19 protein-coding genes and 1 tRNA gene are annotated in these 20,909 nt (G+C 39.2%); 12 read left to right on the plus strand and 8 right to left on the minus strand.

All coding sequences use genetic code 11. The features are described from left to right. Nucleotides 1-45: 45 nt before the first annotated feature. A tRNA-Pro gene (locus GWI58_RS05485) sits at nt 46-122 on the minus strand. Between the two features lie 299 nt (nt 123-421). Here GWI58_RS05485 and GWI58_RS05490 point away from each other — a divergent pair. Next, nucleotides 422-724, plus strand: a complete 303-nt coding sequence (locus GWI58_RS05490; RefSeq protein ID WP_004246838.1) for a DUF5339 family protein — start codon at nt 422-424, stop codon at nt 722-724. Between the two features lie 57 nt (nt 725-781). Here the strand turns inward: GWI58_RS05490 and GWI58_RS05495 are convergent, their stop codons facing one another. Then, complete coding sequence (locus GWI58_RS05495) at nt 782-1,111, minus strand: YceK/YidQ family lipoprotein (protein ID WP_004246836.1); 330 nt, start codon at nt 1,109-1,111, stop codon at nt 782-784. Nucleotides 1,112-1,489: 378 nt separating this feature from the next. Here GWI58_RS05495 and GWI58_RS05500 point away from each other — a divergent pair, with 378 nt between their 5' ends. After that, nucleotides 1,490-3,148: a putative transporter gene (locus tag GWI58_RS05500; RefSeq protein WP_017628660.1), complete on the plus strand. Its 1,659-nt coding sequence runs from the start codon at nt 1,490-1,492 to the stop codon at nt 3,146-3,148. A gap of 272 nt (nt 3,149-3,420) precedes the next feature. On the opposite strand, the gene GWI58_RS05505 is transcribed toward GWI58_RS05500, so the two are convergent. Continuing rightward, the gene (locus GWI58_RS05505; protein ID WP_036908872.1) at nt 3,421-4,674 is read right to left on the minus strand and encodes a valine--pyruvate transaminase; all 1,254 of its coding nucleotides are present in this window, start codon (nt 4,672-4,674) and stop codon (nt 3,421-3,423) included. A gap of 172 nt (nt 4,675-4,846) precedes the next feature. After that, a complete protein-coding gene (locus GWI58_RS05510) occupies nt 4,847-5,428 on the minus strand; it encodes a DNA-3-methyladenine glycosylase I (protein WP_004246833.1) in 582 nt (193 codons plus the stop codon). Between the two features lie 250 nt (nt 5,429-5,678). On the opposite strand from GWI58_RS05510, the gene glyQ reads away from it, so the two are divergent. The 4 genes from glyQ to GWI58_RS05530 all read left to right on the plus strand — a co-directional run bounded on the left by glyQ (nt 5,679) and on the right by GWI58_RS05530 (nt 9,533). Beyond that, complete coding sequence (glyQ, locus tag GWI58_RS05515) at nt 5,679-6,584, plus strand: glycine--tRNA ligase subunit alpha (RefSeq protein WP_161768976.1); 906 nt, start codon at nt 5,679-5,681, stop codon at nt 6,582-6,584. Between the two features lie 9 nt (nt 6,585-6,593). Further along, nucleotides 6,594-8,666 carry a glycine--tRNA ligase subunit beta gene (gene glyS, locus GWI58_RS05520; RefSeq protein ID WP_161768977.1) on the plus strand — a complete coding sequence of 691 codons (2,073 nt, stop codon included), beginning with the start codon at nt 6,594-6,596 and terminating at the stop codon, nt 8,664-8,666. Nucleotides 8,667-8,833: 167 nt separating this feature from the next. Continuing rightward, nucleotides 8,834-9,220 carry a type II toxin-antitoxin system RelE/ParE family toxin gene (locus tag GWI58_RS05525; protein ID WP_110229564.1) on the plus strand — a complete coding sequence of 129 codons (387 nt, stop codon included), beginning with the start codon at nt 8,834-8,836 and terminating at the stop codon, nt 9,218-9,220. Continuing rightward, entirely contained in the window at nt 9,213-9,533 is a 321-nt protein-coding gene (locus tag GWI58_RS05530) for a helix-turn-helix domain-containing protein (protein ID WP_004246828.1), read from the plus strand. The genes GWI58_RS05525 and GWI58_RS05530 overlap by 8 nt, the downstream gene beginning before the upstream one ends. A gap of 48 nt (nt 9,534-9,581) precedes the next feature. On the opposite strand, the gene GWI58_RS05535 is transcribed toward GWI58_RS05530, so the two are convergent. The 3 genes from GWI58_RS05535 to GWI58_RS05545 form a co-directional block, all read right to left on the minus strand. Beyond that, nucleotides 9,582-10,016 carry a hypothetical protein gene (locus GWI58_RS05535; protein ID WP_110229565.1) on the minus strand — a complete coding sequence of 145 codons (435 nt, stop codon included), beginning with the start codon at nt 10,014-10,016 and terminating at the stop codon, nt 9,582-9,584. Beyond that, a complete protein-coding gene (locus GWI58_RS05540; RefSeq protein WP_110229566.1) occupies nt 10,009-10,893 on the minus strand; it encodes an endonuclease/exonuclease/phosphatase family protein in 885 nt (294 codons plus the stop codon). Before GWI58_RS05540 ends, GWI58_RS05535 begins: the two co-directional genes overlap by 8 nt. Before the next feature lie 213 nt (nt 10,894-11,106). Further along, nucleotides 11,107-12,393, minus strand: coding sequence for a DUF3748 domain-containing protein (locus tag GWI58_RS05545; protein ID WP_110229567.1), 1,287 nt, complete (start codon nt 12,391-12,393; stop codon nt 11,107-11,109). 136 nt (nt 12,394-12,529) lie between these two features. Between GWI58_RS05545 and GWI58_RS05550 the strand changes: the two genes are divergently transcribed. The 6 genes from GWI58_RS05550 to recG all read left to right on the plus strand — a co-directional run bounded on the left by GWI58_RS05550 (nt 12,530) and on the right by recG (nt 19,375). Then, entirely contained in the window at nt 12,530-13,147 is a 618-nt protein-coding gene (locus GWI58_RS05550; protein WP_004246822.1) for a trimeric intracellular cation channel family protein, read from the plus strand. A gap of 301 nt (nt 13,148-13,448) precedes the next feature. Beyond that, nucleotides 13,449-14,072 carry a guanylate kinase gene (gmk, locus tag GWI58_RS05555; RefSeq protein WP_004246821.1) on the plus strand — a complete coding sequence of 208 codons (624 nt, stop codon included), beginning with the start codon at nt 13,449-13,451 and terminating at the stop codon, nt 14,070-14,072. 54 nt (nt 14,073-14,126) lie between these two features. Next, a complete protein-coding gene (rpoZ, locus tag GWI58_RS05560) occupies nt 14,127-14,402 on the plus strand; it encodes a DNA-directed RNA polymerase subunit omega (RefSeq protein WP_004246820.1) in 276 nt (91 codons plus the stop codon). 29 nt (nt 14,403-14,431) lie between these two features. Continuing rightward, nucleotides 14,432-16,558, plus strand: coding sequence for a bifunctional GTP diphosphokinase/guanosine-3',5'-bis pyrophosphate 3'-pyrophosphohydrolase (gene spoT, locus GWI58_RS05565; protein ID WP_049203258.1), 2,127 nt, complete (start codon nt 14,432-14,434; stop codon nt 16,556-16,558). A 2-nt stretch (nt 16,559-16,560) separates the two neighbouring features. Beyond that, a complete protein-coding gene (gene trmH, locus GWI58_RS05570; RefSeq protein WP_004246818.1) occupies nt 16,561-17,280 on the plus strand; it encodes a tRNA (guanosine(18)-2'-O)-methyltransferase TrmH in 720 nt (239 codons plus the stop codon). Nucleotides 17,281-17,287: 7 nt separating this feature from the next. After that, nucleotides 17,288-19,375 carry an ATP-dependent DNA helicase RecG gene (recG, locus tag GWI58_RS05575; protein WP_161768978.1) on the plus strand — a complete coding sequence of 696 codons (2,088 nt, stop codon included), beginning with the start codon at nt 17,288-17,290 and terminating at the stop codon, nt 19,373-19,375. A gap of 108 nt (nt 19,376-19,483) precedes the next feature. Here the strand turns inward: recG and gltS are convergent, their stop codons facing one another. Beyond that, nucleotides 19,484-20,698, minus strand: a complete 1,215-nt coding sequence (gltS, locus tag GWI58_RS05580; RefSeq protein WP_004246816.1) for a sodium/glutamate symporter — start codon at nt 20,696-20,698, stop codon at nt 19,484-19,486. Nucleotides 20,699-20,909: the final 211 nt, after the last annotated feature.

The raw sequence follows: 20,909 nt of genomic DNA on the forward strand, positions 1-20,909 counted from the left end.
TTAAAACGACAAAACCCCGCTTTAAAAAAGCGGGGTTTCTAAATATGGTCGGCGAGAGAGGATTCGAACCTCCGACCCACTGGTCCCAAACCAGTTGCGCTACCAGGCTGCGCTACTCGCCGAAAACGAGGTGCATCTTACTGCCAGAAAGCCAAAGCGTCAATACTTTTTTCTTATCTCCCAACTGTTCGTATGGTTTTCAACCAAAACGACTGATTTTTAACTTTTTATTAGCACTATTGCTGAAATTAACCGCATCATAAACCCTACTTTTACTTAAGTTATATGAAACAGCTATTTTTCTTTACAGTTATCAGAAAACATCATGAAAAATGACAAATTTATTCTTTATTGTTATCGTTTATTTCATGCACTTTTTATATAATTACCTTATGTCAAATCAGTTAGGTGAATTTAGAGCATGAAATCACGTTGGGGCATTAGCACATTACTTTTATTCGTCACCACATTTTCAGTCCAAGCGGCTACATCACAAACTTGTCGGGTTTACTTTAAAGAAGCCGATAAATTCTTACAATATATTGCTACAAGAGATGACTTAAAACAGAACATGCCTGAAATAAAAGGTAATTTTGAACAAAATAAAAAGTTGATCAGTTCTTCCACCCTAAAAGAGCAAAAAGCAATTTGTGAAAAAGGAATGCAAGAGCTTGATAACCTTAACAAGATGTTTGGTCCAAAAGAAGCTACAGCAAAAAAATAAATATAAATAATGACTAAATAATAAATAAGTGATTATATTTAGTCTTATTTATAATAATTAGGTTTTATTTCCAGTATTAAGTGTATCATTAGTGCTACCTAATTTTTTTATCCTTTCTTTAGGTGAATTATCACTGTTGTCATCATGTTGTGTATAATAATCATAAGGAAGCAATAAAGTATCTAATAACGCACTAAAAGGAAGATCAAGAATAACTAACGGTTTCATTGCCCACCCTGTTTCATCATCAGAAAGCATATTAACGTTATTTTTTGTTCCTGAATAAAGCTCGTTATTAGGGCCTGCATGCGTCATAACACTTGAGCACCCTGTCAGTGATAGCATAAACGTCGCTAGTATTAACTTGTTAATGATTATGGATCTCATAGAGCACCTATAAAAAGCCGTTAGGGTTAAACACCTTTATTACATAGTTAAACCTGTTTTCCTTGTTAGGACAAGAAAAAGAAGATCTAAGGGGTTTATTTTTAATAACACAGGTAATTAATTTAATCTAAAAATAAACTCATTTTATATAATAATTCTGATGTTATAAATTATTATGTTTCACTGATATTAAAATTCAACCCTATTCATTTTAAATAAATATTTTAACTAAATATTTATCTTTTTTATTTTTTTGATCGTTATATATGCTGAATTTGTGCAATAAGACACAGCGTTTTTTTATCTTTTTGGCAAACTAGATGTATCGTTTTAGCTAGTAAGTTACTTGGCTATTTCACTTGGCATAGGATCTGTTTTATGAGTGATATTGCATTAACAATGGTGATGTTGTCATTAGCAGGCGCCTTAGGACTTTGGATAGGTAACGTTAAAATCTATCGGGTCAGTTTAGGAATTGGCGGAGTGCTGTTTGGAGGGATCATTGTCGGCCATTTAGCTCAACGTTATGGACTGGTGCTCAACACACAGATACTCCATTTTATTCAAGAATTCGGCCTTATCCTCTTTGTATATACCATTGGTATCCAAGTCGGCCCCGGTTTTTTCTCTTCTTTACGTGTATCTGGGCTTAAGCTCAATGCCTTTGCCATTTTGATTATTTTACTTGGTTCACTAGTAACAGCCTTTATTTATCACTTATTTAATGTGCCACTACCCATTATTCTTGGCATTTTTTCCGGAGCGGTAACGAACACGCCTTCATTAGGTGCAGGGCAACAAATCCTCACCGACCTTAATATTGATCCAGCCATAATCAGTCAAATGGGAATGGGATATGCTATGGCTTACCCCATGGGAATTTGTGGCATTCTTTTGGTCATGTGGTTTATTCGCGTGCTATTTAAAATCAATATAGAGCGAGAAGCAAAACACTTTAACCATCAGCAAAACAGCACTAAAGAGACACTGCATACCATTAACATTGCCATTCGCAATCCCAATTTAGATGGCTTATTAATGCAAGATATCCCACTACTCAATGAAGATGCCCTTGTCTGTTCACGTTTGAAACGTGGCGACGATATTATGGTTCCGATGCCTTCCACTATTATTCAGTTAGGCGATTTACTGCATATTGTCGGCTCAAGAGAAGATCTCAATAAGGTTCGCCTTATTTTAGGCGAAGAAGTAGATGCTTCACTTTCTACCTCAACCCATCAATTACAATCTGTGCGCATTGTTGTCACGAATGACTCAGTATTGAGTAAACGATTAAAAGATCTCGATTTAAAAAGAAAATATGATGTTGTTATCACACGATTAAATCGAGCAGGAATTGAATTAATTCCTAGTAATAACAGTATGCTACAGTTTGGCGATATTTTAAATGTTGTGGGTAGACCTGGGGCCATAGAAGCAATTACAGTACTTTTGGGTAATGCACGACAAAAATTAGAACAAGTACAGATGTTGCCTGTTTTTATTGGCATTGGTTTAGGGGTTTTATTAGGCTCTATCCCTATTTTTATTCCGGGGATCCCTGTTGCACTAAAATTAGGTCTTGCTGGCGGGCCACTGATCGTGGCCTTGATTTTAGGCCGTATTGGTACTTTCGGGAAACTCTATTGGTTTATGCCCCCAAGTGCTAATCTTGCACTACGTGAACTCGGGATCGTCATGTTTTTAGCTGTGGTTGGCCTTAATTCCGGTGGTGGGTTTATTGATACCTTAATATATGGACAAGGGTTAAGTTGGATTGGCTATGGTATCGCGATCACACTACTCCCATTATTGATAGTCGGTATAATGGCTCGTCTCGTTTTTAAGTTAAATTACCTTACCCTTTGTGGCGTACTTGCGGGCTCGATGACTGATCCTCCCGCTCTAGCATTCGCTAATTCTATTCATCAAAATAGCGGTGCTGCCGCACTTTCTTATGCCACGGTTTATCCTTTAGCTATGTTTTTACGTATCATCACGCCACAACTAATGGCACTGATTATTTGGGCTTTGTAGCGAATTTAATAGATATATTAAATGGTTGCAGTCAATTTGTTATCAAATGCTTAATTTCACTTTACAGAAGGATAATAAAGGGCTTAAAAGGGGCTTATTTAAGCCATCGATTTTATTATTATCTGTTTTAATAGCGCTCGTGCTAAGAAATTTAGATTGAGACGGATTGCTAACTTTTAGTAATCAATTTCTTTCCGTCAAACTTATGCTCAAAAGTCCTCGTTATTGTCTTTGCCCCTTCTTCTCGCTGAAGGGGCATTTTTATTACTTATTTATTCTGGCGATAAGCATCGTTCTATCTCTTCCGATAGGATCTTTATTCCTTTTTCAATTAATGCAGGCTCTGGTACATAATTCATTCGCATACATTGATGTGCATGTTGCCACGACTCTTCTAAGCCTGGAAAGAAATAGTGACCAGGAACCATCAATACACCACGTTTTTTTAAACGCCGATAGAGTTCTTCACTTGAGATTGGTAAATCTTTAAACCAAAGCCACAAGAAAATAGCCCCTTCTGGTTTATGGATAAGGCAACGCTCTTTAGGTAGATAGCGACGAATAATATCAATAGTTTCAAGTACTCGTTGATGATAAAAAGATCTAATTATCTCTTGGGATAATCGCATTAAATCATCACGTTTGAGCATTTCTAATGCCATCGCAGGGCCAATACCTCCAGGGGCAAGACTAATAATGCCATTCACATTCGTGATTGCAGTAATAAGCTCTTCATTAGCGATAATAATGCCACAACGAGCCCCCGGTAATCCTAGCTTAGAGAGGCTCATACAAAGAATGGTGTTATCATTCCAGTGGGGAGTTGCTTGGGAAAAAATAATCCCCGGAAAGGGCACGCCGTAAGCATTATCAATAATCAGTGGGATATCATGTTTTTTCGCTAAGGCATCCAGCTTTTTTACTTCATCATCAGTGATCACATTACCTGTTGGATTTGTTGGTCTAGAAACACAAATAGCACCAATATCATCACCTATCGTTAAATGTTCAAAATCTACATGATATTTAAATTGTCCATCAGGTAGCATTTCAATAGTGGGTTTATTCGCAACAAACAAATCTTCTTCTAATCCGGCATCGGCATATCCAATATATTCCGGAGCGATAGGAAAAAGAATTTTGCGCTTTTTACCCTCAGCAGATTGGCCACCGAGTAAATTAAAAAGATAAAAGAAAGCACTTTGACTGCCGTTAGTAAGCGCAATATTTTTAGCGGAAATATTCCATCCTAATTTTTCTTTTAAACAAATAGCCAAGGCGTTGAGCATCGCATCTTTACCTTGTGGCCCATCGTAATTACATACGGCATCACTTAATGAGCCATTATTCACCATCTCTTGTAATAATTGGTGAAAATAGCTGTCCATCTCAGGAATATGGGCAGGATTTCCTCCTCCTAACATCACCGCTTCTGGTGTACGTATTCCTTCATTTAAGTCTTGCATCAAGCGAGAAATACCTGAGTGGCGAGCAAATTTTTGCCCAAATCGTGATAGTTGAGTCATCTTTGCAGGATCTTCTTTGTCGTTTTTCATTAGATAAACACCATACCGTGAGCCGGACTCAGCATCAACCGTTAACAGATGTATACTTAAATATCAACACCAACCTTAAAACCAATATTGAAATATAAATTCAGTTTTAAATCCAATTAAAGATAACTAAACTAGTATTCTTCTATTTAATACTACTTTCCGGCTGAGATTGCCGACAAAAACAACAGAGTATATGATCGTTAACCATGCCTACTGCTTGCATAAATGCATAACAGGTGGTGGTACCAACAAATTTAAACCCTTTTTTCTTTAACGCCTTAGCCATATCATCTGAAATTTCAGTAAAAGCAGGAACCTGTGAAATAGTCTGCCACTGGTTATCAATGGGTTTTCCATCAACAAATTGCCAAATAAATTCACTGAAATCTTCACCCTGAGCTTCCATCGCTAAAAAGGCACGCGCATTATTGATAATGGCGTTAATTTTGCCACGATGACGAATAATAGACGGATCTTGTAGTAGTGTTTCCACATCTTTTTCAGTCATTAGTGCTATTTTTTCAGGACGAAAATCAAAAAAGCAACGACGAAATCCCGCTCTTTTCTTTAATACGGTATACCACGACAAACCTGCCTGTTGTCCTTCAAGGCAGATCATCTCAAAAAGTTTGTATTTATCTCGCTGTGGTTTTCCCCATTCATTATCATGGTATGCGAGATATTCAGGATCTTGAGTTACCCAATCACAACGTTGTTTATTCATTTGCTACATTCCTTGTTCTTTATAGGTGTTATTCATACAATTGATATCGCTCTTTATATACTGTATAAAAACACATGTAAATAGACTAAGAAAAAATCATTCTGGCTATTTGAGCATAGTCATAACAACGATTAAGGCACTATTTTTTTGATCAAGAGAAAATTGCCCGTATTCCTTGCTGTATATCTTTCGTCTAGAAGGTATACTGAAACCTTTCTTTTTATTCTATGTATCGCCATGCGGATATAACATGCAAAAGTTTGATACCAAAACCTTTCAGGGGCTGATCCTGACATTACAGGATTATTGGGCTCGTCAGGGCTGTACCATTGTTCAACCATTAGATATGGAAGTAGGAGCAGGTACCTCACACCCAATGACCTGTTTACGAGCATTAGGCCCAGAGCCTATTGCAGCGGCTTATGTTCAACCATCACGCCGTCCAACTGACGGACGTTACGGTGAAAACCCTAACCGTCTACAGCACTATTACCAATTCCAAGTTATCATCAAGCCATCACCGGATAACATCCAAGAGCTTTATCTTGGCTCTTTAAGAGAATTAGGATTAGATCCTACTATCCATGATATTCGTTTTGTTGAAGATAACTGGGAAAACCCAACATTAGGTGCTTGGGGATTAGGCTGGGAAGTTTGGCTCAACGGCATGGAAGTGACGCAATTTACCTATTTCCAACAAGTTGGCGGATTAGAGTGTAAACCCGTCACTGGCGAAATTACTTACGGTTTAGAGCGTCTGGCAATGTACATTCAAGGCGTTGATAGCGTTTATGACTTAGTTTGGTGTGATGGCCCATTAGGTAAAACCACTTACGGCGATATTTATCACCAAAATGAAGTAGAACAATCAACTTATAACTTTGAATATGCAGATGTTGACTTCTTATTCTCTTGTTTCGAACAATATGAAAAAGAAGCTCGTGAGTTGTTAGAGTTAGAAAAACCTCTGCCTTTACCTGCTTACGAACGTATCTTAAAAGCAGGTCACACTTTTAACTTATTGGATGCACGTAAAGCGATTTCTGTTACAGAGCGTCAACGCTATATTTTACGTATCCGTACTTTAACCAAAGCCGTCGCTGAAGCTTATTATGCTTCCCGTGAGGTGCTTGGTTTCCCTATGTGTAAAAAGTAAGAGGCTATTATGACAACTGAGACTTTCCTTGTGGAAATCGGCACAGAAGAGTTACCGCCGAAAGCGCTTCGTTCTTTAGCCGAATCTTTTGCGACCCATTTTACGGCTGAACTGGATAACGCCAATATTACTCATGGTGATGTATCTTGGTTTGCCGCTCCTCGTCGTTTAGCCATCAAAGTGGCAAATATGGCAAAATCTCAAGCAGATAGGATCGTTGAAAAACGAGGCCCTGCTATAGCGCAAGCATTTGATGCTGAAGGTAAGCCAACTAAAGCCGCAGAAGGTTGGGCTAGAGGTAACGGCATCACTGTTGATCAAGCTGAACGTTTATCAACGGATAAAGGTGAGTGGCTCTTTTATCGTGCTGAAGTTAAAGGCGAAGCCGTTAACCAACTACTGGCTGGTATGGTAAGCAATGCACTGGCAAAACTGCCTATCCCTAAATTAATGCGTTGGGGTGATAAAGAAACGCATTTTGTGCGTCCAGTGCATACTGTTACTTTATTATTGGGTGATACCCTCATTGACGGTGAAATCTTAGGTGTACAAAGCGATCGTATTATTCGTGGCCACCGTTTTATGGGTGAAGCTGAATTTACTATCGATAATGCAAACCAGTACCCTGAAATCCTTTATGAACGTGGTAAGGTCATTGCCGATTACGAAAACCGTAAATCCATCATTCTTCATGATGCACGTCTTGCGGCTGAAAAACTAGGTGGTGTCGCTGATTTAAGTGACAACCTAGTTGAAGAAGTCACTTCATTAGTTGAATGGCCTGTGGTGTTAACGGCAAAATTTGAGGAAAAATTCCTTGAAGTTCCGGCTGAAGCATTGGTTTACACCATGAAAGGCGATCAGAAATATTTTCCTGTCTACGATAAACAAGGTGCACTATTACCTCACTTTATTTTCGTTTCTAACATTGAATCCTCTGATCCTCAACAGATAATCAGTGGTAACGAAAAAGTGGTTCGCCCTCGTTTAGCGGATGCGGAATTCTTCTTTAAAACTGACCGAAAACAGCGTTTAGAAGATAACTTACCACGCCTTGAAACTGTTCTTTTCCAAAAAGATTTAGGCTCTCTACGCGACAAAACAGACCGTATTCAAGCTCTCGCCGGTTTTATTGCTGAGAAAATGGGTGCTGATGTCAATAAAGCAACACGTGCTGGTTTATTATCAAAATGTGACTTAATGACCAATATGGTGTTTGAATTCACCGATACCCAAGGGGTTATGGGGATGCATTATGCTCGCCATGATGGTGAAGATGAAGAAGTTGCTGTCGCATTAAAAGAGCAATATCAACCACGTTTTGCAGGTGATGCACTACCATCTAACCCAGTAGCAAGTGCTGTTGCTATAGCAGAAAAAATGGATACGCTGGCAGGTATCTTTGGTATTGGTCAACATCCTAAAGGGGATAAAGATCCTTTCGCTTTACGTCGTGCTGCCCTTGGTGTGCTACGTATTATTGTTGAACAAGATTTACCATTAGATATTGAAGAATTAACCCAAGAAGCGGCTCGCTTATATGGTGACAAACTGACGAACAAAAATGTCGTCAGTGATGTCGTAGAGTTTATGCTAGGTCGTTTCCGTGCTTGGTATCAAGAGCTGGGTTATAGTATTGATACTATTCAAGCGGTATTAGCGCGCCGCCCAACACAACCTGCTGACTTTAACGCTCGTGTAAAAGCCGTTACTTACTTCCGAACCTTAGAAGAAGCAGCTGCATTAGCCGAAGCCAATAAACGTGTTTCTAATATCTTAGCAAAATCAGCAGATGTTAAGCTCAACGATAAAGTATTAGCCTCGGTGCTAAAAGCGCCTGAAGAAGTTCAGCTAGCGGCTAATCTTTCTGTGCTACAAGATAAGCTAGCCCCTCTATTTGCTGAACGTAAATACCAAGAAGCATTAGTTGAACTCGCCTCTTTACGTGATGTTGTGAATAACTTCTTTGATAAAGTGATGGTAATGGATAAAGACGAAGAAATTCGTATCAACCGTTTAACCATGCTACATGAATTACGCGAGTTGTTCTTAAAAGTCGCTGATATTTCTGTTTTACAATAAGTTATAAAGCTTAGTCATACAACAACATAAAACCGGCATTGCGAAAGCAGTGCCGGTTTTTTTACTTAAAATTAAAATAAAAATAAAAAACGATTAAAAAATCCCCATTTACATTCTATGATTGAGTGATAAAATTTACTATAGTAAAAACTACCACAGAGGACGTGATGGTTATTTATAAAACAAAGATGTTCAAAAATAGTTTCACAAAAATAACGCTTACGAATGCAGAACTAATAGCTATCGCTACCGAAGTCCTTGCAGGACAATTTGAGGCAGATCTAGGTGGTGGTGTTATCAAGAAACGTGCCTGTATCCAAGGAAAAGGTAAAAGTAGCGGAATTAGAACAATTATATTTTATAAGCAAGGGAATAATTTATTCTTTGCTGATGGTTGGAAAAAATCGAGTTTAAGCTCTAAAAAAACCAAAGAGATCACAGATGATGAACTTGAGTCCTATAAAGATCTAGCAAAAGATCTCTTCAATGCAAATCAAAATAAAATAGATAAAATGATTGCACTAGGCCTTTTAACAGAGGTTAAATATGACTGATAAAATGAAAGAAATGCTAAAATTTGCACAAGAAATGGAAGATGCAGGAGTCACTGATGGCAGTACAACTAAACGTATTGCCGCCAGAATAAAAGCGAAAGAATTACAAGCTAAGTATAAACATCCTACCCCTATGACAGGTGAAGATATAAAAAGGATCCGTGAGCAAAATAATATCTCTCAATCTTCCCTTGCTTTGATATTGAATATGACTAAAGAAAGCGTTTCGAAGTGGGAAAGAAACGAAATTAAGCCCAATGGTGCAGCACTACGACTTCTGCATTTAATAGATAAAAAAATATTATTCATCTAGTTTCCTCAAAAGAATAAAAACCGGCATTGCGAAAGCAGTGCCAGTTTTTTATTGGTGATTAATCAATTTATTATAAATAGTATGATGAGTAAGTTCGATGATCCTGATAGACTCATTATCAATAATATTAACAATAATATGTAATAAATTTTCAATATCTTCTGCGTGAAAAGATTCTATTTCCGTTTCTATCTCAATAGGAAAGCCATTTATTTTACTAAAGCTATAACCAAATAGTATAAAACCATCCTCTTTACTTAAATCAGCATTATTAATATAAACAAGGCGCTCACTATTTATAAAATGAATATTACTTTTATTATTATCTTCAAATGATACCTTAACTTTATTATTGGTGATCACTTCTAGCTTTTTGACCACTGCACTGATTTTATCTTCTATCTTACTCCGTAGATCAATAATAAAAGATGCTCTATTGAGTGAAGCTTTTATTTTTTCGAATATCTTATGTTCATCATTCATGGAAGATCCTACAAAATATGGGGTAATGATCAAATTTCTTAAAAAAGATATCATCAAGGCAGTGATTATCATCATTTAGGACGCGATAAAAATCAAGCTGTTCAAGATCTAATTTAAAACAATCTTCTTTTCCATATAAAAATGATGAAGAAAAAATCATTTGATCAAACACATACCAACGATTAATAGATGCGGAATTATAATAATATGTACCTAAATTATTAGTCTTCTTATCAGATAAGAGATACCAAAATGGGTTAAATAATAGTTTTCTTTTCTTTTTTATTAAATGATAATCTCTTGTCGCATACAATATATTAAGCATCGCATTAGAATAAGGCTCTATATTATAATCCCCCATACAAATAAACTGAACATCATCTCCATTATTTTCAAAGAGTTTATTAATACTACTTCTTAATCCTGCGGCTGCCACTTCTCGAGTTGTATCATTAGCACTTAATATTGATGGCCAATGTGATAAAAAAAGGGTGATTATTTTTTGATGTTCGATTTCTTTAAATACAACAGCAACGCCTACCCTTACCATTCTATTATCAGGCTGGAGTTTAGTTAAAAACTTACTTGAAATAAACTCTAGTTTATTCATTTGATATATTAATGATATATCAATAATAATCCGTCCTATTTTTCCTGAGAGATCGATATAACCCATTTTTAATTGAGTCGCCAACTGCTTAAAAGCGTAGCTCTCGTTTTCAGAAACCTCACTCAACGCAATGATATCAAGTGTTTTTTTAATGATAAGTTCTTCAAGATATTTTTTCGCTAAGCCAACTTTTTCAGTCTTGACGTTCTGTTTTGATTTTGTCGGTGGAGATATTCCTATATTCCACCAGCATAAATTTAATTCCATTGTTATATTTTATATCCATTAAAATATATTTAATTTTTAATCACTAATAACTATTATTAAAACAATAAGTTAACTTTAACATGACAATTAGCTTTATAAAAACCAATAAAATGAATCAAGACAAATAAATATTTTAATTTTTATTTGAATAATATGTATATTAATAATAGAAAAGGTAACATCAAAATCAGTTACCTTTCACAATAAAAAACGTTATAACCCACTTTCTACCGTAAATATTTGCCGATAACCATCAATATCACGCATAAAAGCAATATACTGATCATTAGGCGAAAATACGACTGCGTCACCACTTGGTGCTTGTGCTGTTTTATCAGTTAATCGCGTTAATTCACCTGTTTTAGCATTACATAACATCACGCTATTATCACAAATAAAGGTGAGATATTCTCCGCTATGGCTCCAAGTGAACGCAGATTGAATATCCCATTGCTGTGAAGTGATCTGTCTAATCGCTTTGGTAGTTGGCGAAACGGTATATAGCTGGACAACACCATCATCATCTTTCATCAGAAAAGCAATTGCATCTCCTTGCGGTGAACTTCTTAACCAATGACGAGGTTGATTTAAAACACCGGGATATTTTCTATGGTGGGTATTCGTCAAGCGAATTTGTTCAATCCCTTGTGCAGGAGCTGGCATCGTCGTCTCTGTTCCTGCCAGAGGTTTATCACCTTCTAGACTGAAAGCATGATCATCATCTGGCAAATCAACTAAGAAGATATCAGCGACCTTCTCACCACTTTCACTGACCGTATCACCAATAAAAGCAATAGCCCAACGCTGTTGTGAGCCATCAGCTTTGGTATAACCTTGTTTACCTATCCAACACTCTTCATAGGCTTTATTAATTTCATCACTGCCCTTTTGTGGATAAGCGACTGTTTGGCTTATTAGGGTACAGAAATATTCACCGTCATACTCACGAGGGTGCTTTTTCGCAACTTTAACGGCTTTGAGTGGCACTGCGATTGCAACATTACGTTGATCGAACTCGCGCCCTAACTCATGCATTATGTGATCATTATAAGTAAAGCTTAAACGTGTACCATCAGGGCTAAACACATGCACATGGGTTCCACCACGTAACGCGCCAGCTTGATAAGGCGATGTCAGGGAACAAGCATCAATATTAACTGCACCAAGATCTTCCTGCTCATTAACAATCACACCGCGACGGTGATGAAAATCATAATGCCATAAATCATCGGGATTTTCTGGGCCATGAATAAAAGCATAACGTACCGGTGCCACAGGGCTGATTGTGGCAACCCCAACATGAGCGCCTTGAGTGGCGGTGTAAATTATCTGTTGCTGTTTTGTTTTCGCATGAATTTTTTCTATGGTTAATCCTGTAAAAGATCCACCATTGGGACGTACATCATAAACTAACCACTGGCTATCTGGTGTCCAAACATTTATATTGGTTAACTGATGATGACGACTATCAAATGTAATCTGTTGTTCCTGAAAAGACATAGTTATCCTTATCGGGAAATAAATTTCCACATTATAAAAACTAATTGATTTTACCTGGCACTAAAAAAACTCAGTCGAGACTTTTTCGCAAGGTGATTACTCTACCCTCACTAAACAGTCAAAAAATTAAAAAATCATGTTACTTAGTGTTCTTTATATTATTGGTATTACCGCAGAAGCCATGACAGGGGCACTTGCCGCTGGTCGCCGTAAAATGGATGTTTTTGGCGTTATCATCATTGCATCAGCCACTGCTATTGGTGGTGGTTCAGTAAGAGATATTCTTCTTGGTCACTACCCTTTAGGTTGGGTCAAACACCCTGAGTATATTGTCACAGTAGCTTGTGCAGCGGTGATCACTATTTGGGTCGCCCCCATGATGAAACACCTACGACGCTTATTTCTCATTTTAGACTCCATCGGATTGATGGTTTTTTCTATTATCGGTGCCCAAATTGCACTCGATATGGAATATGGTCCTATTATTGCTGCCATTGCAGCCGTGATCACCGGCGCTTTTGGTGGCGTTTTACGTGATATGCTGTGTAATACCATTCCCCTCGTCTTCCAAAAAGAGATCTATGCGGGTGTCGCATTTGGTGCCGCTTGGCTCTACATGGGATTACTGTTTTACACGCCACTCCCTAAAGATGTCGTGATTATTATTACGCTTGTTGCCGGACTCACGGCTCGGCTACTCGCTATCCGCTATAAGCTTGGCTTACCCGTATTTAATTATGAAAATCAAGATTAGCGAAACGGAGTAATAACAACAGCAATTATTGTAGATTCTGTGGGGTATCTCAAAGTATCATCTCTTTTCTCGATGATGATAAAAGGCAATTCCTATCACTGAGACGTTATTTGTATGTTAATATTGGGCTTACTCAATTTTTCTCTTATTTCAAAACAAAAAAATAGCTGAATTAAGAAAAAAATAGCCCTGTATTAAACAAGGGCACTGTATGTGCTTCGAGGTATGTGTATACTATAGGGGGATTTGCTCCCTAGACATATATTTATATTAATTCTCCAGTCAAATTCAGAAAGTCATCATGATCCAAGGAACACTTTATATTGTTTCCGCTCCAAGCGGTGCGGGTAAATCAAGTCTTATTCAGGCTTTATTAAAAACACAGCCTTTATATGACACACAGGTTTCTGTCTCTCATACTACCCGCCCAATGAGACCAGGAGAAAACCATGGTGAGCATTACTTCTTTGTCACTGAAGAAGAATTTAAAAGTATGATAGCAAGTGGAGATTTTATCGAACACGCTTGTGTGTTTGGTAACTATTACGGTACATCGGGTAAAGTTATCAAACAGATCTTAGCCAGTGGCGTTGATGTCTTTTTAGATATCGATTGGCAAGGTGCGCAGCAGGTACGTAAAAAGATGCCTGAAGCTCGCAGTATTTTTATTCTGCCACCGTCTAAAGAAGAGCTTTACCGCCGACTTCGCGGGCGTGGGCAAGATAGTGAAGAAGTGATTGCTAAACGTATGTCACAAGCTGTGTCTGAAATGGAACATTTTAATGAGTATGACTATTTGCTCATCAATGATGATTTCAATACTGCGCTTGCTGATTTACAATCAATCATTCGCTCAGAAAAATTACGCCTTGATCGTCAAACACTACGACATGGTGATTTAATCAGCAAATTATTGGCAGACTGAGATAAGTTTCAGTATTATGCCCAGTCATTTCGTTAATGGTGGAGTAACACAAATATGGCACGCGTAACCGTTCAAGACGCTGTAGAGAAAATTGGTAACCGTTTTGACCTCGTTCTGGTCGCAGCACGTCGTGCGCGCCAGTTACAAGTTGGCGCTAAAGATCCTTTAGTACCAGAAGAAAATGATAAAATGACGGTTATCGCACTACGCGAAATCGAAGAAGGTTTGATTAACGGTAAAATTCTTGATGCTCGTGAACGTCAAGAGCAGCAAGAGCAAGAAGCCGCAGAATTACAAGCGGTTTCAGCGATTGCGGAAGGTCGTCGTTAATCGTCTCATAAAATAGGGGTAGGTCTGCCTTGTACCTGTTTGAAAGCCTGAATCAAATCGTTCAAAAATACTTGCCACCTGAGCAAGTTGAACAACTCAAAAAAGCCTTTATCGTCGCCAGAGATGCCCACGAGGGACAGACTCGTTCAAGTGGTGAGCCTTATATTACTCACCCTGTGGCGGTTGCCTGTATTCTTGCCGATATGCGATTAGATCATCAAACGCTAATGGCGGCATTGTTGCATGATGTCATTGAAGATACACCAGCAACATTTAAAGATATCGAAACTCTGTTTGGCAGTACGGTGGCAGATCTGGTTGAAGGCGTCTCAAAACTGGATAAATTAAAGTTTCGAGATAAAAAAGAGGCTCAGGCTGAAAACTTTCGCAAAATGATCATGGCGATGGTAAAAGACATTCGCGTTATTTTGATCAAATTGGCAGACCGAACTCACAATATGCGCACGCTGGGTTCACTACGCCCAGATAAACGTCGCCGTATTGCACGCGAAACGCTGGAAATTTATAGTCCTCTTGCTCACCGTTTAGGTATACACCATATTAAAACTGAGCTAGAAGAATTAGGCTTTGAGGCACTACATCCTAATCGCTACCGCGTGATTAAAGAAGTTGTTAAAGCAGCTCGTGGTAACCGTAAAGAGATGATTAATAAAATCCTCTCTGAAATTGAAGGTCGCCTTACAGAAGCGGGTATTCAATGCAAAGTCAACGGTCGCGAAAAACACCTTTATTCCATTTATCGTAAAATGTTGCTAAAAGAGCAACGTTTTCACTCGATTATGGATATTTATGCCTTTCGCGTCATCGTTAAAGATGTCGATACCTGCTATCGTGTGTTAGGCCAAATGCATAGCCTTTATAAACCTCGCCCTGGTCGTGTTAAAGACTATATTGCTATCCCCAAAGCTAATGGTTATCAATCCCTTCACACCTCGCTCATTGGTCCTCATGGTGTCCCTGTTGAAGTACAAATTCGCACCGAAGATATGGATCAAATGGCTGAAATGGGCGTTGCGGCCCATTGGGCTTATAAAGAGCAAGGTGAGCAGCCGGGGACAACAGCCCAAGTTAGAGCACAACGTTGGATGCAAAGTTTACTTGAATTGCAACAAAGTGCAGGTAGCTCTTTTGAATTTATCGAAAACGTGAAATCAGACCTTTTTCCTGATGAAATTTACGTTTTCACCCCAGAAGGTCGCATTGTTGAATTACCAACGGGTGCGACTCCGGTTGATTTTGCTTACGCAGTTCATACTGATATTGGTCATGCTTGTGTCGGTGCAAGGGTTGATAGACAACCTTATCCACTCTCACAGTCTTTACGTACCGGACAGACCGTTGAAATCATTACTGCGCCGGGTGCAAGACCAAATGCGGCTTGGTTAAACTTTGTCGTCAGTTCAAGAGCCCGTTCAAAGATAAGACAGTTGCTCAAAAATCTAAAACGTGAAGACTCTATTAATTTAGGTCGTCGTCTACTTAATCACGCTTTAGGCCATCATAAAGTGGCAGATATTCCGCTAGAAAATATTGAACGAGAGTTGAAGCGCATGAAGCTTCACTCAATGGACGATATTATGGCTGAGATAGGTTTAGGTAATGCGATGAGTGTTGTTGTGGCGCGTAACTTATTGATTGATAACCAACAACAAGAAGAACACACACATCTAAGCATAACCAATGACGAAACACCTAAATTACCTATTAAAGGGGCTGATGGTGTACTTATCTCATTTGCTAAATGTTGTCGCCCTATTCCTGGTGATCCTATTGTTGCGCACATTAGCCCTGGTAAAGGCTTAGTTATTCACCACGAATCTTGTCGTAATATTCGCGGTTATCAAAAAGAGCCAGAAAAATTCATGCCAGTTGAGTGGGATAAAGATATTGATGGTGATTTTATTACCGAAATCAAAGTCGATATGATAAACCATCAAGGTGCATTAGCGAATTTAACCGCAGCAATTAATGACGCTAATTCAAGCATTCAGAGCATGAATACCGAAGAGAAAGATGGACGCGTCTATTGTGCATTTATTCGACTGACAGCCAAAGATCGCATCCAATTAGCCAATATTATGCGTAAACTTCGTATCATGCCTGATGTATTACGTGTCAGCCGTAATAAAAACTAATTATGAATCCAACACGCTATGCCCGCATCTGCCAAATGATGGCGATGCGGCAACCTGATCTCACTGTTTGCCTTGAAGAAGTGCATAAATCTCATAATGTTGCTGCTGTAATACGCACTGCGGACGCGGTGGGGATCCCTAAAATCCATGCTATCTGGCCTGAAGAAAAAATGCGTATGCTGGTTTCTCCCGCAGCGGGCAGTAATAGCTGGGTAAATGTTAACACTCATCCAACCATTGCCGACGCCATCAACACTTTTCGTGCACAGGGCATGCAAGTTCTTGCGACCCATCTCTCAGATAAAGCGGTTGATTTTCGTGAGATTGATTACACACAACCAACCTGTATTATTATGGGGCAAGAAAAAACCGGTATATCACCAGAAGCTATTGCGCTGGCGGATCAAGATATCATTGTACCGATGATGGGTATGGTGCAATCTTTGAATGTTTCTGTGGCGAGTGCATTAATTTTATATGAAGCACAACGCCAACGTCAGGCGGCGGGCATGTATAATCGAACCGAAAGTGCATTAACTGCAGAAGAGCAACAAATTTTACTCTTTGAAGGAGGCTATCCAGTACTTGCTGAAGTTTCTCGTCGTAAAGGACTGCCTCGCCCTTATATTAATGATCGTGGTGAAATTGAAGCACCGGACTCATGGTGGGCAGAAATGCAAATGACACAAAAACAACTTAGGAAATTTAAACTGACGGAGTAACTTTCCCATGAAAGGAAAACTGCTTGATGCAATCCCCTTAACCACTCTTCACGGCGTAGGTGCAAGTCAGGCAGATAAACTGGCCAAAATAGGGTTAGTCACTGTGGAAGACTTATTGCTTCATCTTCCTTTACGCTATGAAGATCAAACCCATCTGTATGCCATCAGCGATCTACTTCCTGGTATTCCAGCCACTGTTTCCGGTGAAATCTTAAGAACTGAAGTAAATTTTGGTCGTCGAAAAATGATGACCTGCCAAATTTCTGATGGTTCAGGTATTTTAACCTTACGCTTCTTTAACTTCACGGCAGCCATGAAAAATAACCTTGCTCAGGGTAAGCAAGTTATCGCTTATGGTGAAATAAAACGAGGAAGTCGAGGCCCTGAAATTATTCACCCCGAATACAAAATTAAAGTGGCTGGCTCAGAAGTTAAGTTACAAGAAACGCTTACCCCTATTTATTCAACAACAGAAGGCTTACGCCAGACATCGTTGCGTAAATTAATAGAACAAGCCTTAACCTTACTTGATACTTGTGCCATTAATGAACTGCTTCCTGATCAATTTATTTATGGTTTACCGCCACTCGCTACCGCGTTACGAACCTTACATAATCCTCCCCCTGATATTGCCTTTGCTGAACTTGAAAAGGGGCAACATCCTGCACAAAAACGGCTGATTATTGAAGAATTATTGGCGCATAACTTAGGTATGCTTAATGCTCGGGCAGGAGCACAATCTTATCGTGCAGAACCCTTATTAATGCCACATGGCTCAACATTACGTGAACAATTTCTTGCAACATTGCCCTTTACACCCACCACAGCACAACAGCGCGTCGTCAATGAAATAGAACAAGATCTAGAAAAAAATTATCCTATGATGCGCCTAATTCAAGGAGATGTTGGCTCAGGTAAAACCTTAGTTGCTGCACTAAGTGCATTAAGAGCGATATCCAATGGTAAACAAGTGGCTTTAATGGCGCCCACTGAGTTACTAGCGGAGCAACATGCCCTCACCTTTAGAAAATGGTTTGAGCCTTTTGGTATTCAAGTGGGGTGGTTGGCTGGCAAACAAAAAGGTAAAGCGCGAGAAGCACAACAAAATGCAATAGCTAATGGCGAGGTTTCCATCATTATTGGCACTCACGCCATTTTTCAAGAGCAAGTTAAGTTTCACTCTCTCGCATTAGTCATTATCGATGAGCAACATCGCTTTGGAGTACATCAACGCCTTGCATTATGGAAAAAAGGCGAAGAGCAAGGCTTTCATCCACACCAATTGGTGATGACCGCAACCCCCATTCCTCGAACACTGGCGATGACCGCTTACGCGGATATGGATACCTCCATTATCGATGAGCTACCTCCTGGTAGAACCCCAGTAACGACAGTGGCTATCCCTGACACTCGGCGAAATGACATCATTGAACGTATCAGGGTGGCTTGTAGCGAAGAAAATCGCCAAGCCTATTGGGTTTGTACGTTAATTGAAGACTCCGAAGTCCTTGAAGCACAAGCAGCACAAGTTATTTATGATGAGCTGACGATTGCCTTACCGGAAATCAAGATTGGATTGGTTCATGGTCGAATGAAGCCGGCAGAAAAACAGGCGGTGATGGCCGACTTTAAAGAAAACAAACTACAGCTTTTGGTCGCAACGACCGTGATAGAAGTCGGGGTAGATGTACCTAATGCCAGTTTAATGATCATTGATAACCCTGAACGATTAGGTCTTGCACAATTACATCAGCTACGAGGGCGTGTTGGTCGAGGTGCTGTGGCTTCCCATTGTGTCTTATTATATAAAACGCCTTTAACTCAAACTGCTCGTTTACGTTTACAAGTGCTCAGAGACAGTAATGATGGCTTTGTTATTGCACAAAAAGATCTCGAGATAAGAGGACCAGGTGAACTATTAGGAACTAAGCAGACGGGCAATGCTCAATTTAAAGTCGCAGACTTATTACGCGATCAGGCGCTTATTCCTGAAGTACAACGTATTGCTCGTTATTTACATCAACATTACCCTAAGCATTCGCAAGCGTTAATCGAACGCTGGCTACCTGCAAAGACCCAATATAGCCAAGCTTAAACGACACCGTTTAAATGGCTTAGAGCGCACTTGAGAGCTTAATACTGTAATAAAAAACGGCACAGACTTATCTGTGCCGTTCTCATTCGAACTAGATGAACACTGTCATCACCCTGCTATAGGCGTAAAGAATGGTAGCATCAGATATAATTTGATCACTATCGCATTCACTATATCAATAAAGAATGCACCGACCATCGGAACAACTAAGAATGCAAGATGAGAAGGACCAAAACGATCTGTCACAGCTTGCATATTAGCGATAGCCGTTGGCGTAGCGCCTAAACCGAAACCACAGTGACCCGCTGCCAAAATTGCCGCATCATAATTTTTACCCATAACACGGAAAGTGACAAAAATTGCATACAATGCCATTACTGCCGCTTGAACACCGAGAATAACCAACATAGGTATTGCCAGTGATGCCAGCTCCCATAATTTTAAGCTCATCAGCGCCATCGCTAAAAATAACGATAAGCTAACGTTACCTAAAACAGAAACAGCTCTATCAAATACACGATAAAAACCGAGCATTGATAGACTATTACTTAAAATAACGCCAATGAACAGTACACACACAAAGGTAGGTAATGAGAAAGCCGTACCTTCTAGTAACTGAGATAAGAAAGTCCCTGCCATTAAACAGATAGAGATCATCGCAATAGTTTCTAATAACACCATTGAAGTGATCATTCTCCCCGTAGCGGGTTTCTCAAAGGCTGTAGGCATTTCATGATCATCACTGCCTGCGCCAGGGGTTGGAATGTTACGAATTAAATAACGCGCAACAGGGCCACCAATTAATCCACCTAACACTAAACCAAAGGTTGCACAAGCCATAGCCACTTCAGAGGCACTCATAAAGCCGTAGCTTTCAACGAATGTTTTCCCCCAAGCGGCACCCGTTCCATGACCACCTGATAAGGTGATAGAACCGGCTAATAATCCCATAAGAGGATCAAGGCCTAGCATTTCTGCTAATGCAATACCTACTGTGTTTTGAACTAAAAGTAATCCAACGACCACAAACACAAAAATAAATAGCGCTTTTCCTCCCGCTTTTAAGCTGGCAAGGTTCGCGTTTAAACCAATTGTTGCAAAAAAAGCGAGCATCAGTGGATCTTTTAAGGAGAGATCAAAGCTAATTTCCCAGTCCATAAATGATTTTAATGCAAGTAAAAGAGCTGCAACAAGTAACCCACCTGCAACGGGTTCTGGGATCGTATACCGTTCTAAAAAAGGAACAGATTTCACTAACTTACGTCCGAGTAAAAGAACCAAAGTGGCCGCGACTAGCGTGCCATAAACATCGAGATGATACATTTATGTACCCCGTCTTATTTGTTAATTTTGTATAAAAAAACTACGACGCTAAGTTCATCCATGAACAACGCCAAAAGCAGGTATACCCCGATTAGAAAAAAAAACGACGATAAACACAAGTTAAAACATATAAAAATGTGAGCGCCTCTTATGCATTTTGATAACATCAATTTTACGCAAACGATTGCTTTTGTGGCGCAGATCATTAAAA

Origin of the sequence: Proteus sp. G2674, from assembly GCF_009915195.1 — a bacterium.
In the GTDB taxonomy this organism is placed as follows: Bacteria; Pseudomonadota; Gammaproteobacteria; order Enterobacterales; family Enterobacteriaceae; genus Proteus; species Proteus mirabilis.

What these genes read in the sequence shown, in the direction of transcription:
- GWI58_RS05490 (WP_004246838.1), top strand. Translation starts at nt 422, where the DNA reads ATGAAATCACGTTGGGGCATTAGCACATTACTTTTATTCGTCACCACA.
- GWI58_RS05495 (WP_004246836.1), bottom strand. Translation starts at nt 1,111, where the DNA reads ATGAGATCCATAATCATTAACAAGTTAATACTAGCGACGTTTATGCTA.
- GWI58_RS05500 (WP_017628660.1), top strand. Translation starts at nt 1,490, where the DNA reads ATGAGTGATATTGCATTAACAATGGTGATGTTGTCATTAGCAGGCGCC.
- GWI58_RS05505 (WP_036908872.1), bottom strand. Translation starts at nt 4,674, where the DNA reads ATGACTCAACTATCACGATTTGGGCAAAAATTTGCTCGCCACTCAGGT.
- GWI58_RS05510 (WP_004246833.1), bottom strand. Translation starts at nt 5,428, where the DNA reads ATGAATAAACAACGTTGTGATTGGGTAACTCAAGATCCTGAATATCTC.
- glyQ (WP_161768976.1), top strand. Translation starts at nt 5,679, where the DNA reads ATGCAAAAGTTTGATACCAAAACCTTTCAGGGGCTGATCCTGACATTA.
- glyS (WP_161768977.1), top strand. Translation starts at nt 6,594, where the DNA reads ATGACAACTGAGACTTTCCTTGTGGAAATCGGCACAGAAGAGTTACCG.
- GWI58_RS05525 (WP_110229564.1), top strand. Translation starts at nt 8,834, where the DNA reads ATGGTTATTTATAAAACAAAGATGTTCAAAAATAGTTTCACAAAAATA.
- GWI58_RS05530 (WP_004246828.1), top strand. Translation starts at nt 9,213, where the DNA reads ATGACTGATAAAATGAAAGAAATGCTAAAATTTGCACAAGAAATGGAA.
- GWI58_RS05535 (WP_110229565.1), bottom strand. Translation starts at nt 10,016, where the DNA reads ATGAATGATGAACATAAGATATTCGAAAAAATAAAAGCTTCACTCAAT.
- GWI58_RS05540 (WP_110229566.1), bottom strand. Translation starts at nt 10,893, where the DNA reads ATGGAATTAAATTTATGCTGGTGGAATATAGGAATATCTCCACCGACA.
- GWI58_RS05545 (WP_110229567.1), bottom strand. Translation starts at nt 12,393, where the DNA reads ATGTCTTTTCAGGAACAACAGATTACATTTGATAGTCGTCATCATCAG.
- GWI58_RS05550 (WP_004246822.1), top strand. Translation starts at nt 12,530, where the DNA reads ATGTTACTTAGTGTTCTTTATATTATTGGTATTACCGCAGAAGCCATG.
- gmk (WP_004246821.1), top strand. Translation starts at nt 13,449, where the DNA reads ATGATCCAAGGAACACTTTATATTGTTTCCGCTCCAAGCGGTGCGGGT.
- rpoZ (WP_004246820.1), top strand. Translation starts at nt 14,127, where the DNA reads ATGGCACGCGTAACCGTTCAAGACGCTGTAGAGAAAATTGGTAACCGT.
- trmH (WP_004246818.1), top strand. Translation starts at nt 16,561, where the DNA reads ATGAATCCAACACGCTATGCCCGCATCTGCCAAATGATGGCGATGCGG.
- recG (WP_161768978.1), top strand. Translation starts at nt 17,288, where the DNA reads ATGAAAGGAAAACTGCTTGATGCAATCCCCTTAACCACTCTTCACGGC.
- gltS (WP_004246816.1), bottom strand. Translation starts at nt 20,698, where the DNA reads ATGTATCATCTCGATGTTTATGGCACGCTAGTCGCGGCCACTTTGGTT.